The following is a 13,401-nucleotide window of genomic DNA, read 5'->3' on the forward strand; positions in this document are numbered from 1 at the left end:
TCTCTTTCTCATTAAACCTACTAAAAGTAGCTTATGTTGCTGTGGAGTGCTATCTTTCCTACCAATAGTAGCTTATCACACACAAGGAACCTCGCTTATGTCATTTGCTCCTGTCTTACTGCTGGGCGGCTCCGGATCTATTGGTGGTCAGACTGCCCGGGCAATACGCGCTGCTTATCCCGATCTTCCCTTGCTGATAGGGGGGCGCGACCTTGCCAGGGCGCAGCACGCCGCCGCAAAAATGGGAGGTGCGGAAGGTATAGCGATTGACACTGCCCGTGCAGACCTTGGCCTCGGCGAGCGAAAAATCAGTGCGGTGGTCGTCCTCTATAAAGACCATACGCTTGCTGCACTCCGCTTTGCTCAGTCACGAGGCGTACCCCATCTGAGTATTTCTTCTGGCGTGTTCGAGATTGCTCCGGAAATCGCAAGCTTTATGCACGCTCCGGGCGCGTCGGCAGTGGTGCTCGGCTATGAGTGGCTGGTCGGTGCCACGACGGTGCCTGCGCTTCATCTGAGCATAGCGTTTGGCCAGGTTCATGAAATCCGCATTGGGGCGTTAGTCGATGAACAGGATGTTGGCGGGCCTGCGGTCGCCGCTGATTTCGACCATCTGCACCACCTGTTGCCCGCAGCGCTCACGCGGCGGGCCGGCGTCTATCTGTGGCGCGAGGGCGATGAGGCTAAGGGCACCTTCTCAGCGCTCGACGGCACCAAAATCCCCGCCACGGGCTTCTCGTCGATTGACGTGGTTGGGCTGGCAACTGCTACGGGTGCGCACAGCGTCCTGTTCGATCTCGGCATGGGTATCAGCTCAAGCCGGCGCAAAGGAGGAACATTCTCCACCGAAATCATTATTGAGATTTCAGGCCTGGATCAGGCCGGGCAGGCTCTTCGTACCCGCAATGCGGTCGTTCATCCGGGGGGAGCAGCACCGTTGACAGGCATGAGCATTGCCCTGCTTCTTGAACGACTGATCGGGCTGGATGGCAAACCACCGGTGGCGCCGGGTCTCTACTTTCCTTATCAGATTCTGGAAGCGTCGCACTATTTAACGCGGCTTGCGGAAGAGGGAGGGCAGCTTCTGGAACTGCCGCTGTTATAACTGTCGGGTGGCGTACTAAAAGTGCGCCACTTTCCCCTTAATATCGGGCAGGCTCCGGGCGAAAAGGCCTGAGCCTTAAAAAGGATGCCGGGAAAGGCGCTCTGGCAGACCTGCATGATTATTTGCCACAGGCCCGGGCGACATACATTTTCAGGTAAGTATGCTATTGCTTTACTGCGTTTTGGTATCACCCGGATTACGGCTTAAATAAAATAAGGATCCCAAGGCTATGGCAGTAAACGATGGGCTTACGTGCTCAGGCCTGCTTTAGTTCCAAAGCAGATACCAACTGGCGTACGTCGCCGCTATCAGCGATAAGCTGGAGTAACCACCCTGAACAGGTAAAAAAATTTAAGGAAACGCAATGCAAACGATTGGGATCCTGGGAGGGATGTCAGCAGCCTCAACACAAATTTATTATCGGAAAATGTGTGAGTTGGTTCGTCAGCGTCTGGGCGGTTTACACTCGCCCGAGCTGCTCATCCGTTCGCTGGATTTTGCCAACATTGAACATTTGCAGGCCAGCGGAAAATGGGACGACGCCGCAACCCTTTTAAATAAGGAGGCGCTGGCGCTGGCGCGCGGCGGGGCCGACTTTATCGTACTGGCGACAAATACCATGCATAAACTGGCGGACCAAATGATGAGCGGCGTTTCCATTCCGCTGCTGCACATTGCTGATGCAACGGCGGCTCGGATCCTTGCAGCGGGCCTTAAAGCGCCAGGCCTGATGGCAACCGCATTTACGATGGAACAAGCTTTTTATCTTGATCGGCTCAGGGCGGTAAAACTTCAGCCCGTTATACCGAATGATGCCGATCGGGCTGAGGTTCATCGCATCATTTATCAGGAGCTGTGCCAGGACGTTATAAACCCGGCCAGTCGCGCTGTTTATGAAAATATCGCACAGCGTTTAGCTGACAACGGCGCTGACTGTGTGATCCTTGGCTGTACCGAAGTCGGCATGTTGCTTAACAGGGATAACGTTTCCGTCCCTGTCTTCGATACCACGCTGATCCACTGCGAAGCTGCCGTTGATAAAGCGCTGGGTGCGAGTGTCTGAAGCGGGAAGTTTGCTTCAATATCACCTCTGGGCTGCAGGAGAAATTATCGCTTTGCTCCTGCGGCTATCTTTCTGCATGCAAAAGCCTGAACCGGCAGTAGCGTTCTAATCAGACTCCTCTTTGCCCGAGCGGGTGAGTAAGCTGCTTGCCAGTAGTCTGAATACCTCAATAACTTTTGGCAGCGCCTGCTGCGGATCGTCGCTGGCTGCTATCCACAAGGCCGCATTGAGCGCGGCACCATTTAAAAGATGTGCGGCGGCATCGGCATCGACGGGTTTTATGACGCCGCTTGCGCTCATTTTTATAATGCTCTGGCGAGTGGATTCCAGGCAGCTATTTTGACCAGGCCACTGAGAAGGGTTGCCAAGAAAGGCCGGACCATCAAGCAGCACGATGCGCCGTACTTCTGCGTCCATCGCCATTTCGATATAGGCGATGCCCTCAGCTATTAACTTTTCCCAGTCATTGCCAGCCGTAGCCGCCGCAGCTTTAGCACGTTGCGCCATTTCACCATCTAACTGTTCGACAACCGCCGCAAGCAGCCCCTTTTTATCGCCAAAATTGGGGTAAAGCGCGCCACGCGTCAGGCCCACGCTGGCAGTAAGCTCATCCATTGATGCGCCTGCGAACCCTTTTTCTGCAAATGCTTTTCGTGCCGCCGCAATCAGTTTTATGCGGTTTTCTTTCATCAGTTCGGCGCGGCTCTTGGTGGCCATACGATATCCTTATGCTATACGCGGCGTATGTTATTTGACATACGCTGCGTATGTGTGATTAATTGTACATACGCAGCGTATATTAAATCATTCCTGTGCGCTGCGCATCCCGCATTCCAACCCGACCTAATCAAAGGAAATCGTATGGCCATCGCCCATCGTGAACCGGTTTTCCCAGCTAGTCGACATGCTCTTTATGAGGAACATGGTTATTCTGCCGCAATCCGTTCTGGTGATATGCTGTTTGTTTCCGGCCAGGTCGGCAGCCGCGCAGACGGTACGCCGGAGCCTGATTTCGCCGCGCAGGTGCAGCTTGCGTTTGATAATTTAGCAGCCACGCTTGCCGCAGCGGGGTGTACTTTTGACGATCTGATTGATGTCACGACTTATCATACCGATCCGGAAAATCAGTTTTCGACAATTATGCAGGTGAAGAAATCGATTTTTCCCCATCCCCCTTATCCAAACTGGACTGCCGTTGGCGTGACATGGCTTGCGGGATTCGACTTTGAAATTAAGGTCATTGCCCGCATCCCAACTCATCAGATATGAAAAATCATATCTGAACAGGCAAAAAAATATTTCCCTGAATTCACGGGCCAGAGGCATAAATTAAGGTGGTTCTACCGGCCGTTAAATGAGTAATTCGATTACTCAACCCACCTTTCTTATTCTCTGGCCCGTGCCTGGCCTTTTTTCTGAATAAAATAAATCGATTAGGCTATGCCCGGTCGCGCATAACGGCTTTTACCGTGTCGATAAACAGGCGTAATGCGACAGACATATGGCGATGTTGCGGAAAGTAGAGCGCGATGCCCTGTGACGCAATGGTCCAGTCGTCCAACAACGTCACCAGCCGCTGCGTGTCCAGCCACTGTCGGGCGTAGCGCTCGGGGACATAGGCCACACCCAGCCCGGCGACAGCCGCTTCCACCATTAAAGCGCTGCTGTCGAGGGTCAGGCTGCCCGGCACATCCAGCGCAAACTGCTGCTCATGCTGCTGATATTCCCAGTGATACCGTTTACCGCCCGGCAAGCGCTGGCGCAAACAGGTATGCTGCATCAGATCCTGCGGATGCATGATTTTGGGCCGCCCGGCTAAGTAACCGGGCGAGGCCACGGTAATAAAGCGCAGCGGCCCGCTCAGAGCAATGGCAACCATGTCTTTAGGCACATCTTCAATCAGCCGAATGCCCGCATCAAACCCTTGCGCCACGATGTCTATGAGTTGCCCCTGCGCCACTAAATCAATTTCAATCCCCGGCTTTTGCTGGATAAATGTCGGCAGCACCTTTTCCAGCAGAAGGCTAATCGCTGCATCGCTGGCACTGATGCGCAGCGTGCCATAAGGCTGCTGACCGCTGGCGGTAACGTCGTTCAGCAGGTCATCCATTTCCGCCAGTAACGGTGCCAGGCGCGCGATCAGTATTTCACCCGCTTCTGTCAGCGCAACGCTGCGCGTTGTGCGATGGAACAGCTGCACGCCAAGTGTTGCCTCCAGTCCTTTGACAGTATGGCTAAGCGTCGAGCGTTTAAGTCCCAGCACCTCAGCAGCGCGACGAAAACTGCGCTGCCCGGCAATGGTTTTCACCGCCTGCAATTCATTCCAGGAAGGTCGTTTCATTGTTGAATATTTCCCACCACCTCATGCTGATTTGCGGAGATTATGCCACCAATTATTCGGTTTATGCTGTCCTTCGGTTCACTGAATGGAGAAGACCCTAATGAAAACCTGGCTAATAACCGGTGCATCCAGCGGCCTGGGCCGCCTGATGTGTGAAACGCTGCTGGCCCGAGGCGACAGAGTATTTGCCAGCGTCCGCGATCGAGCAGTATTAGACGGTCTGTCAGCAATATACGGCGATCGTTTGCAGGTAACGGTGCTTGATCTCAGTATGGCAGCGACGATAAAACCCACCGTTGAGGCGGCGTTCGCTCAGGCGGGAAGCATTGATATTATGGTCAGCAACGCGGCTTACGGCCTGTTTGGCGCAGCGGAAGAGCTAAGCGATAGGCAAATTGAGCGACAGATTGCCACCAATCTTACCGGGTCGATTCAGCTTATCCGCGCGGCGATTCCCTTTTTGCGGCAGCAGGGTGGCGGGCGCATTGTGCAGGTGTCGTCGGAAGGCGGCCAGGTCGCCTATCCTGATTTCAGTTTGTATCATGCCACTAAATGGGGAATTGAAGGTTTTGTCGAAGCGGTGCGGCAGGAAGTAGCGGCGTTTGGCATTGACTTTTTGCTGGTCGAGCCGGGGCCGACGGCGACGCGGTTTGGTGCGGGGCTGGATATTGCTGATGCCTTACCGGCCTACCGTGATACGGCAGCGGGGAAACTGCGGGCGGCACTGATGTCCGGAGAGTTTGTGATTAAAGGCGATGCTGAAAAATGCGTGACGGCTATGATCGCGGCGGCAGATGCTGCCAGCCCTCCATTACGTCTGCCGCTGGGCAGCACAGCCTACGACAATATTGAAGCCGCGTTAAAAATGCGTCTGCACGCGCTGCAAGCAATGAAAGCCGTGGCATATGACGCAGATCGCCAGGAAGGGTAGGCAGCCAGGCCCGATGAGGTGGAAGGCCAAACAGCTATGAGGCGTTCCACTTCGGTTCTAACCTAAAGCACCGATAGCTGCTTTTGGCACGAGGCGGACATGATTTATCCCTGATAAGGGCGGGGAGATCGCCGTTCCAGACCACGCTTTTCGTGCTGCGTCCCCGGCGGGGTCGTTATTCAACGACGATGAGTTCTTCGGTCACGAGCCGGACTACGGAGCTCAGGTCGATAAAGTTTACGTGGTCCGGATCCACCCTGGTTGCAAAGTTGTCTGACAGAAAGAGTTTATCCATCTCTTCAGCGTTGTCGAACCATGCCTCCACCATGGCGTCAAACCGGGGTAGCTCTGAAGACGCATAATCCATGGGGTATGAAATAACAAAGCGGCGGATCTTCTTTGCTTCAGGAATGGCAAAAAGCAGTGGAGCATGAACGTCGCGACGATAATTCCTGAATTCCTCTATGCTCATACCTTGCCGACGCCTGAAAGCGATAACGACTTTGATCATGAAAATATCCTTTGACGGGGAGCAGCCGGTGCGTCTGCTTCGAAATAAGGATAACCATGGAAGTCGAAACAAACTATGTTTGAATATCCCTATTACTTTCGAGATTGTCCCCATGATTGCTGATCCTTTATCCGATATCATCTCGCTATTGACGCCGAAAACCTACATCGCGGGTGGATTTGACTTCGGGGGGGAATGGGCGCTTCAGTTTGGGAAGCATTCTGGCCTCAAGTATTTTGCGCTGGTATCGGGTAGCGCCTGGCTGGCCATCGATGATGGGCAGGATCCGATAAAGCTTAAGGCGGGTGATTGCGTCCTGCTGCCCAACGGACGTCGGTTCCTGATTGCCCGAGACCTCGCCTTCGAGCCGATCGGCATTGCCACCATACCTGAAGAAGACTGGAACGGCGGGATCGCAACGGTGAACGGCGGGGGAGAAACGACAATGCTCGGCGGCCATTTCGGCTTTGCCGGCGACCATGTCGATATGCTTCTCGGCTCAATGCCTGCCATCATTCGGCTCCGCGATGAAGACGACAAGGCGGGTCTGCGATGGGCCCTCGATCGTATGCGCCAGGAACTGTTCGGAGTACAGCCGGGCGCCAGGCTTATCGTGCAGCATCTCGCGCATCTGATGCTGGTCCAGGCGCTGCGGCTTTATCTGGATCACGGCTTGGGAAAAGGCGTCGGCTGGCTGTTTGCACTTGGTGATAAGCGGATCGCGGCTGCCATTGGCGCAATTCATGCCAGCCCGGGCAGACGATGGACCTTGCCGGCACTTGCGCAGGAGGCCGGGATGTCTCGATCCAAGTTCGCTCTCAGGTTTAAAAGTCTATCCGGCGCGTCGCCAATCGAATATCTGACACGATGGCGGATGATGATTGCATGCCACCGGCTCACCAGTGGCACTGAATCTGTCTCTGCAATCGCGCACTCACTAGGTTATGAATCAGAAGCTGCGTTCAGTACGGCGTTTCGACGACTCAATGGTTGTTCGCCACGACGGTACTCGTTGAAAAATCCGTTACTAACCGAAACTGATAATTAGTATTTTTCCGGCTGATGAAGTGACCTGGCTCTATTAACTGGCATAAGCCAACGTCCGCTTATGGCACGAAGCGGACTTTATCCGCTATAAGCGTAAGCTTTGAAGAGGATTTGATAACGCGGCCAGGAAGCATATGCTGAAGCAGCACATATTTTATTGTTTGCTGGATAATGGGACCGACCAGACCTGCATGACAGCTTTATATCTGCTATGTACGCCTTGCTCCCGCTCGTCGGTTTAGAGTGCAAGGGCAAGTGCCCCAGTTGCAAGGGCCGTGAAAGTGAAAGTTAATGATAGCATTTCGCATTATTTTTATTTCCCCTTAAGAAGGTAGATTTGGATATGATAATTTAAGGGCATGTGAATCTGAACGAAGATCATTAGATTGGTGTCGTCAGGAAAAATGATTAACCATAAAGTCAACGAATACACGTACTTTGAGTGATAAATGACGATTTTGCGGATACATAACCACTACCGGTTTTTCTGGCGTTATAAAATCCTTAAGCACCCTTTGCAGTTTTCCGTCTTTTACCGCATTTTCAATCATATAATCCTGGCAGTAAATTATCCCTGAATGGTTAATTGCGGCATCTACCATTGCTTCGCCATCATCCAGCGATAATGTTCCTGCAGGGGTATGTACAATTTTTTTATCATTACTAAAAAAGACCCATTCGGTAATTCTTTTTGTCTGAGGAGAAATAAAAGATACACAGTTATGATCGCGTAAATCTTCAGGCTTTTCAGGGCGAGGCTGTCGCTGAAAATAATGAGGGGAGGCGGCTACCACGAAACGGGTTACCCCCAGAGATCGGGCAATCATTCGCGTGTCAGGCAAATCCCCAATACGTACAACAGCGTCGAAGCCTTCTTCCACCATATCGACAAAACGGTCGGTTACGCTAGCATCTACCTCAATCAGCGGGTAATGCCGCATAAAAGCAGAAATCGCTGGTATCATATGCGAACGTCCAAAAGCTGCAGGAATGCTGACGTACAGACGGCCTTTGGGGACATCCTGCGCATGAGACATCGCGAGCTTAGCGTCATTCAGATCAATCAGTATTTGCTTACATCGTTGGTATAGCACAACCCCATCAGCAGTCAGACTTAGACTGCGTGTTGAGCGGTTAAAGAGCCTGACGTGCAATTCATTTTCCAGGCGTGAAACCGCTTTACTTACCCCTGAAGCACTAATACCCAGCGCTGTCGCCGCAGCGGTAAAGTTGCCACCTTCCGCTGCAGATACAAAAGCAGCTATCGCACCTAGATCCATAATGCTGTCTCACTGGAATTTCAGTCATCAATGTAATGATTTTAGGCCCCTATATCAACTTCAGTTAGCTATCTAGAATGTTCTCTCTGACCATTAACTGAAAAAAAATCATGACATTTCTGAAAATAAGTAAGTTCGTTAGCATTACACTTGCCTTTTGTATGGCTATCAATACAGAAACATTGCATGCTCAGGAATTTATCGGCTATATCGAAAATACAGTCAATCCCGAAGATATGGTTGTCATTCCAGCGACTACATGGGTGGTTGCATCAACAGACAAAACGCCGGGAAAATCTAAGCCTGGCTATTTCTATCTCATTAATACAGTAACTGGCGTCGCTCAGCTGGCAAACGCTAAGGTCGCACCTCTCTCCTCGACTGGCGATCCTGCCTGCAAACCTCTCAATCTGAGCGACCTGGCGATGAGTGGACTTGCCATACGAAATACAAATGATGGTGCTCTACAGCTTATGGCAGTCAATCGGGGGAAACGAATGTCGATTGAATTCTTTAATGTTGATCTTTCAACATCTGAACCTGCTTTGACGTGGAGTGGATGTGTGGTCATGCCTGATAAAGCTTTTCCCAATGCTGTTATTCCGCTCGGTGACGATGGTATGGCGGTGACGATCTCTTTTGAAACAGACAATAAAAAATTTATGCAACAACTGGAGAATAAGGTCAATACAGGTTATCTGTTGGAATGGAATAAGCAAAATGGTTTCAGGAGGGTTGCTAATAGTGAACTCTCGCTGAACAACGGCCTTGAGATAAGTTCTGATGGCAAGTTTTATTACATTGCCGGCTGGGGAAACGAGAGTATATTGCGGTTACCTACCTCTTCAGGGAAGAGTAAGCCCCAACAGGTAAATATAGGTATGAAGCCTGATAATCTAAGCTGGTCCAGTAAGGGGAAACTGATAGTTGCAGGTCAACTTCAGTCAGCTGGCAGCATTTTTAATTGTGTTGCTTCTGAAAAAGATATTTGTCCAGTACCTTTTAAAATCATTGAAGTTGACCCTGATACCCTGGCGACTCTTGGGGTTCTGGTTGATGATGCAAAGATGGAAAATTACGCTGCTGCAACAACCGGGCTTGAAGTCGGCAATGAGTTATGGGTGAGTGCATTTCGCAATACTAAAATTGCCCGTTATCGATTAGGCAAATAAGCACTCTTTAATGCCAGGCCGTCCGGCTAAACCAGCCTGTCATTTTCTCGGTTAATGTATTTTTGTATGGCGAAGTCACCATAGATCTACTGAGCTTTATTTGCTCAAAACTCAACTCAACGTCCGCTGTTGGCATAAAGCGGACATATACAGGCTAAAGTCTACTGTGAGCGAACAGCGGACCACAATACCAGAGGGAAAGCCTCACTGTTAATGTCCGGACAGTTCATGCTAAAACCCTGTATGACGTTTTTCATCGACGATTAAAAAGGGCTGTAAATAGCTACAGTTGAGGTATTAAAAGCGAAGTATCCAGGCGCAGATGCCTGGCAAATGGGCGACAGTCCGGAACTGGCCAGCCAGCTTGCTGACCTGATTAAAAAAGGGATCAAAACGGCCTCCTGCGGATCTCTTGCCTCTTACCAGCAGGAAGAGCCTGCCCCGAAGATTGGGAGCTATAACATCATCCTTGATGGTCAGAACGTCCCGGTCTGCGTGACCAGACTGGTTTCAATGCGGCTGGTGCGTTTTTGTGATGTTACGGAGGCGTTTGCCCGCAAAGAAGGTGAAGGCGATTTAAGCCTTGAATACTGGCAGAAAGAGCATCAGCGGTTTTTCACCCGCGAAGGGCATTTTTCTGACGATATGGAGCTGATAGCAGAAGAATTTGAGGTGATTGAAGTGCTGTAAGATAAACGTTCTGGCGTTAAATTCCTTGCCCTTCGCATAGGCCCGCCTCTGTCAAAAGCGGGCCTGCCTCCTTAATTGTTTATTCATATTGCACAAGCAGAAAGCGGTCAGTGCAGATTAATGACCGGCCCAGACGGCGGGTTTGCGATCGCCCCAGGGACAGGCCCGCTCCAGCTGGCCCGCCAGCTGCAACAATACCGGCTCCTGATTAAATCCTGCTAAAAACTGCATACCGATCGGCAGATGGTTCGCCGGGCTGAACCCCAGCGGCACCGACATGGCCGGGGTGCCGCAAACGTTAGCCAGGGCGGTAAAAGGAGACTGGTCAAAAACTTGATGCATCCAGCCGCGCCCGTCCAGATTGCCCTGATGAAGATTGTAGCGGCCCAGTTCTACGGGCAAAGCGGGCAGGGCAGGCGTCAGCAACATATCGTACTGCTGATAAAACAGACCCATTTTTTGGGTCACGGCGTTGCGCATATGCATTGCGCCAATCATATCCACTGCGGTCAGCTCGTGGCCAAGCCGCCACAGCGCCAGGTTTGCAGGCTCAAGCGTGTCGGCGTTAATCGGCCTGTTCATCATGGCGGCCAGCGCGTCGATCCAGGCCGCGGTATTCGATGCCCAGAACCGCGTATTCATTTCTACAAAAGCGTCCCAGCTGCCGATATCGGGCGCGGCTTCCTCTACCTGATGTCCCAGCGCAATAAGCTGTCCAATAGTCTGTTCCAGCGCGGCAACCACTTCCGGTTCGCTGCGCTGGCCATTTAAAGGATGCGTCATCACGCCGATTTTGAGCTTGCCCGGCTCCTGCGCGGCGCACTCCCTCAGCGTCTGATGCGCAGCGGCAATGATAAAAGGATCGCCGGGCGTATTGCCCTGCACGGCATCCAGCAGAGCCGCGCTGTCGCGCACCGTACGGCTGACGAAGCCATGCACGGCAAGGCCCGACCAGACTTCATCCACTTCCGGGCCCATACTGATGCGGCCACGGCTGGGCTTCAGGCCGAACAGCCCGTTGACTGCAGCCGGTACGCGGATCGAGCCGCCGCCGTCGGTGGCATGGGCGGCGGGCACCATTCCTGACGCCACCGCCGCCGCAGAGCCGCCGCTCGATCCCCCGGCGCTGTAGCGCTTATTCCAGGGATTGCGGGTGCCGCCGTTAAAGCTGGGTTCCGTGGTGGTGCTGGTGGCCAGCTCCGGCGTGGTGGTTCGGCCCAGCATTACCAGCCCGGCCTGGCGCATTTTTTGCGTAAGGACAGAATCCTGCGCGGAGACGTATCCCGCCGCCAGCCGACTCCCCAGCTCATTACGGCGGCCGCTAACGGACACGCCGAGATCCTTCACCAGCATCGGCACGCCGTATAACGGGCCTTGCAGATTGCTGTGTTCATCCTGCCAGAGTTCAATCACGGCGCTGACCTCGCCGTTCACTTTTTCTATGGCTTTATTCGCCGCCTCTTTGACTTCTTCAGGCCTGACTTCGCCCTGGGTAATCAGCGCTGCGAGGCCCACAGCGTCGCAAGATGTATAGTCTGAAAGATTCATAAAAATCCGATTCGTGGCTGAGAAGACGACAACACCCTGAAGGTGTATACTGGTTAGTATCTTATGATACCGATTGGTATCGTATAATACTATCCAGTATCGTTGCAACGAGGAATTATGCCCAGACTCTCACAGCCACGCCTTCCCCCGCGCGATCGCCTGCTCCAGGCGGCGGAAACGCTTTTTTATCAGGACGGCATCACTCGCGTGACCGTGGACGCTATTACCGAAAAAGCGCAGTCCACCAAGATGACGCTTTATCGACATTTTGCTTCCAAAGAAGCGCTGGTGCTGGAATGGATACAGTTACTGGTTGAGGATTACAGTCAGGTATTCGATCGGCTTGCCGAACGGTTTCCGGACGACTCCGCCGCCCAGATTATGGGGTTCGGGCGGTTCCTGGCAGATAATCTTACCGGCACGCTGCAGCGGGGCTGCCCGTTTACCAATACCCTGGCGGAAACCACCGGGCAATTCGCGGAGGTCAGAGCGCTTATTTTTGCCCACAAACAGCGACAGTTTCAGCGGCTGGCGGCCTTGTGTCGCCAGGCAGGCGCGGGCGAGCCAGAGGCGCTGGCAAAAGAGATTACGCTGCTGCTGGAAGGTTTGCAGGTGGTCGCCCAGAACGGCGGATTTGAGGATCCGGCGGGCTTTGTGCTTGAACAATTAGCTATAAAGCTGGATGGCCTGACGGCCAAAAATCCGCGCTGACAGCTCGTCCCCGGTAAAGCCGGGGCTCGGGCGACCAGCTCCGTTGGCATGTTTACCGACGCTGGTTCGCCAGCACAGGCCGCCCGACTGCGTTTGGCAGGCGTTAAGCCGGTACACCAGCCTGCCAGACCGCGCTTAAATCCTGGCCAGACCGTTGCATAAGGTCATCAGAAAGGCTTCTTTACAACGCATTTGCGCCCGTTGTTGCTCGCTTATTTATTAACACGTCATCCGCAAATAAATAGCATAAATACAGAAGGTTAACCTGATTCCACGCGTTGCTGTTTCGTTAACTTTCTTCACACCCCCACGCCTGTCATTTTTTTCTTGATTGAACGTTCAATATAAAAAGTCTATAATCTCTCTTATTCAATAGCTGAAACCGATTAAGCGATGCCAAAAGTTGGAATGAAAGCCATCCGCCAGGCGCAGTTAATTCATGCGACGCTGACGGTGATAGACCGGGTCGGCCTGGCCGACGCCAGCCTGGCGCTGATAGCCAGAGAGGCGGGCGTCTCCACGGGGATCGTCAGCCACTACTTCGGCGATAAAAACGGCCTGCTGGATGCCTGTATGCGTCAGATCCTGCTGGATCTCTACAGGGCGGTCGAGCATCACCGCAGCGTCGCGGCCGACGATCCGCAGGCGCAGATCCGCGCGATTATCGATGGCAACTTCGACGATTCGCAGATTGCCGGGCCGGTGCTGAAAACCTGGCTGGCGTTCTGGAGCAGCAGCCTGCATCAGCCCGATTTGCAGCGTTTGCAGCGAATCAACGACCGGCGACTGCATTCCAACCTGACGGCGCAGTTCGCCAGAGCGCTGCCGATAGATGCGGCGCGGGCGGCGGGCGCCAGCATGGCGGCGCTGATCGACGGCCTGTGGCTGCGCATGACGCTGGCGCCCCAGCCGATGGCGCAGGGCCTGCTCGATGCGCGTCAGCTTTGCTATCAAAATCTTGCGCTGTGGCTTTCCGGCCCGGCAACCTAACCCTTAAAGGAG

At 53.1% G+C, this 13,401-nt stretch carries 14 protein-coding genes; 9 read left to right on the forward strand and 5 right to left on the reverse strand.

All coding sequences use genetic code 11. The features are described from left to right. The first annotated feature begins 97 nt into the window (after nucleotides 1-97). Entirely contained in the window at nucleotides 98-1,105 is a 1,008-nt protein-coding gene (locus AB3U87_RS20120) for an NAD(P)-dependent oxidoreductase (protein ID WP_394150267.1), read from the forward strand. Between the two features lie 364 nt (nucleotides 1,106-1,469). Continuing rightward, complete coding sequence (locus AB3U87_RS20125) at nucleotides 1,470-2,168, forward strand: aspartate/glutamate racemase family protein (RefSeq protein WP_301729636.1); 699 nt, start codon at nucleotides 1,470-1,472, stop codon at nucleotides 2,166-2,168. Between the two features lie 105 nt (nucleotides 2,169-2,273). On the opposite strand, the gene AB3U87_RS20130 is transcribed toward AB3U87_RS20125, so the two are convergent. Continuing rightward, nucleotides 2,274-2,885, reverse strand: coding sequence for a TetR/AcrR family transcriptional regulator (locus tag AB3U87_RS20130; protein WP_253454385.1), 612 nt, complete (start codon nucleotides 2,883-2,885; stop codon nucleotides 2,274-2,276). Between the two features lie 150 nt (nucleotides 2,886-3,035). Here AB3U87_RS20130 and AB3U87_RS20135 point away from each other — a divergent pair, with 150 nt between their 5' ends. Continuing rightward, nucleotides 3,036-3,437, forward strand: a complete 402-nt coding sequence (locus tag AB3U87_RS20135) for a RidA family protein (protein WP_301253262.1) — start codon at nucleotides 3,036-3,038, stop codon at nucleotides 3,435-3,437. 169 nt (nucleotides 3,438-3,606) lie between these two features. On the opposite strand, the gene AB3U87_RS20140 is transcribed toward AB3U87_RS20135, so the two are convergent. Continuing rightward, a complete protein-coding gene (locus tag AB3U87_RS20140; RefSeq protein ID WP_253454384.1) occupies nucleotides 3,607-4,509 on the reverse strand; it encodes a LysR family transcriptional regulator in 903 nt (300 codons plus the stop codon). 100 nt (nucleotides 4,510-4,609) lie between these two features. Here AB3U87_RS20140 and AB3U87_RS20145 point away from each other — a divergent pair, with 100 nt between their 5' ends. Beyond that, nucleotides 4,610-5,440, forward strand: a complete 831-nt coding sequence (locus AB3U87_RS20145; protein ID WP_394150268.1) for an SDR family oxidoreductase — start codon at nucleotides 4,610-4,612, stop codon at nucleotides 5,438-5,440. A gap of 175 nt (nucleotides 5,441-5,615) precedes the next feature. Here the strand turns inward: AB3U87_RS20145 and AB3U87_RS20150 are convergent, their stop codons facing one another. Next, nucleotides 5,616-5,951, reverse strand: a complete 336-nt coding sequence (locus tag AB3U87_RS20150) for an EthD domain-containing protein (protein ID WP_301729634.1) — start codon at nucleotides 5,949-5,951, stop codon at nucleotides 5,616-5,618. Between AB3U87_RS20150 and AB3U87_RS20155 the strand changes: the two genes are divergently transcribed. Then, the gene (locus AB3U87_RS20155; RefSeq protein WP_394150270.1) at nucleotides 5,950-6,999 is read left to right on the forward strand and encodes an AraC family transcriptional regulator; all 1,050 of its coding nucleotides are present in this window, start codon (nucleotides 5,950-5,952) and stop codon (nucleotides 6,997-6,999) included. The genes AB3U87_RS20150 and AB3U87_RS20155 overlap by 2 nt on opposite strands. A 394-nt stretch (nucleotides 7,000-7,393) precedes the next feature. Here the strand turns inward: AB3U87_RS20155 and AB3U87_RS20160 are convergent, their stop codons facing one another. Further along, nucleotides 7,394-8,278 carry a LysR family transcriptional regulator gene (locus AB3U87_RS20160; protein WP_253454380.1) on the reverse strand — a complete coding sequence of 295 codons (885 nt, stop codon included), beginning with the start codon at nucleotides 8,276-8,278 and terminating at the stop codon, nucleotides 7,394-7,396. 110 nt (nucleotides 8,279-8,388) lie between these two features. On the opposite strand from AB3U87_RS20160, the gene AB3U87_RS20165 reads away from it, so the two are divergent. Continuing rightward, nucleotides 8,389-9,450, forward strand: a complete 1,062-nt coding sequence (locus AB3U87_RS20165; RefSeq protein ID WP_394150272.1) for a hypothetical protein — start codon at nucleotides 8,389-8,391, stop codon at nucleotides 9,448-9,450. Between the two features lie 333 nt (nucleotides 9,451-9,783). After that, nucleotides 9,784-10,140 carry an ASCH domain-containing protein gene (locus AB3U87_RS20170; protein ID WP_301289494.1) on the forward strand — a complete coding sequence of 119 codons (357 nt, stop codon included), beginning with the start codon at nucleotides 9,784-9,786 and terminating at the stop codon, nucleotides 10,138-10,140. A gap of 117 nt (nucleotides 10,141-10,257) precedes the next feature. Here AB3U87_RS20170 and AB3U87_RS20175 read toward each other — a convergent pair whose 3' ends face one another. Continuing rightward, nucleotides 10,258-11,655 carry an amidase gene (locus tag AB3U87_RS20175; protein ID WP_253454378.1) on the reverse strand — a complete coding sequence of 466 codons (1,398 nt, stop codon included), beginning with the start codon at nucleotides 11,653-11,655 and terminating at the stop codon, nucleotides 10,258-10,260. 150 nt (nucleotides 11,656-11,805) lie between these two features. On the opposite strand from AB3U87_RS20175, the gene AB3U87_RS20180 reads away from it, so the two are divergent. Next, the gene (locus AB3U87_RS20180; RefSeq protein ID WP_394150275.1) at nucleotides 11,806-12,399 is read left to right on the forward strand and encodes a TetR/AcrR family transcriptional regulator; all 594 of its coding nucleotides are present in this window, start codon (nucleotides 11,806-11,808) and stop codon (nucleotides 12,397-12,399) included. 393 nt (nucleotides 12,400-12,792) lie between these two features. Continuing rightward, the gene (gene betI / locus AB3U87_RS20185; protein ID WP_253454376.1) at nucleotides 12,793-13,389 is read left to right on the forward strand and encodes a transcriptional regulator BetI; all 597 of its coding nucleotides are present in this window, start codon (nucleotides 12,793-12,795) and stop codon (nucleotides 13,387-13,389) included. The last annotated feature ends 12 nt before the right edge of the window (nucleotides 13,390-13,401 follow it).

Source organism: Erwinia plantamica (assembly GCF_043420595.1).
GTDB lineage: Bacteria > Pseudomonadota > Gammaproteobacteria > Enterobacterales > Enterobacteriaceae > Erwinia > Erwinia aeris.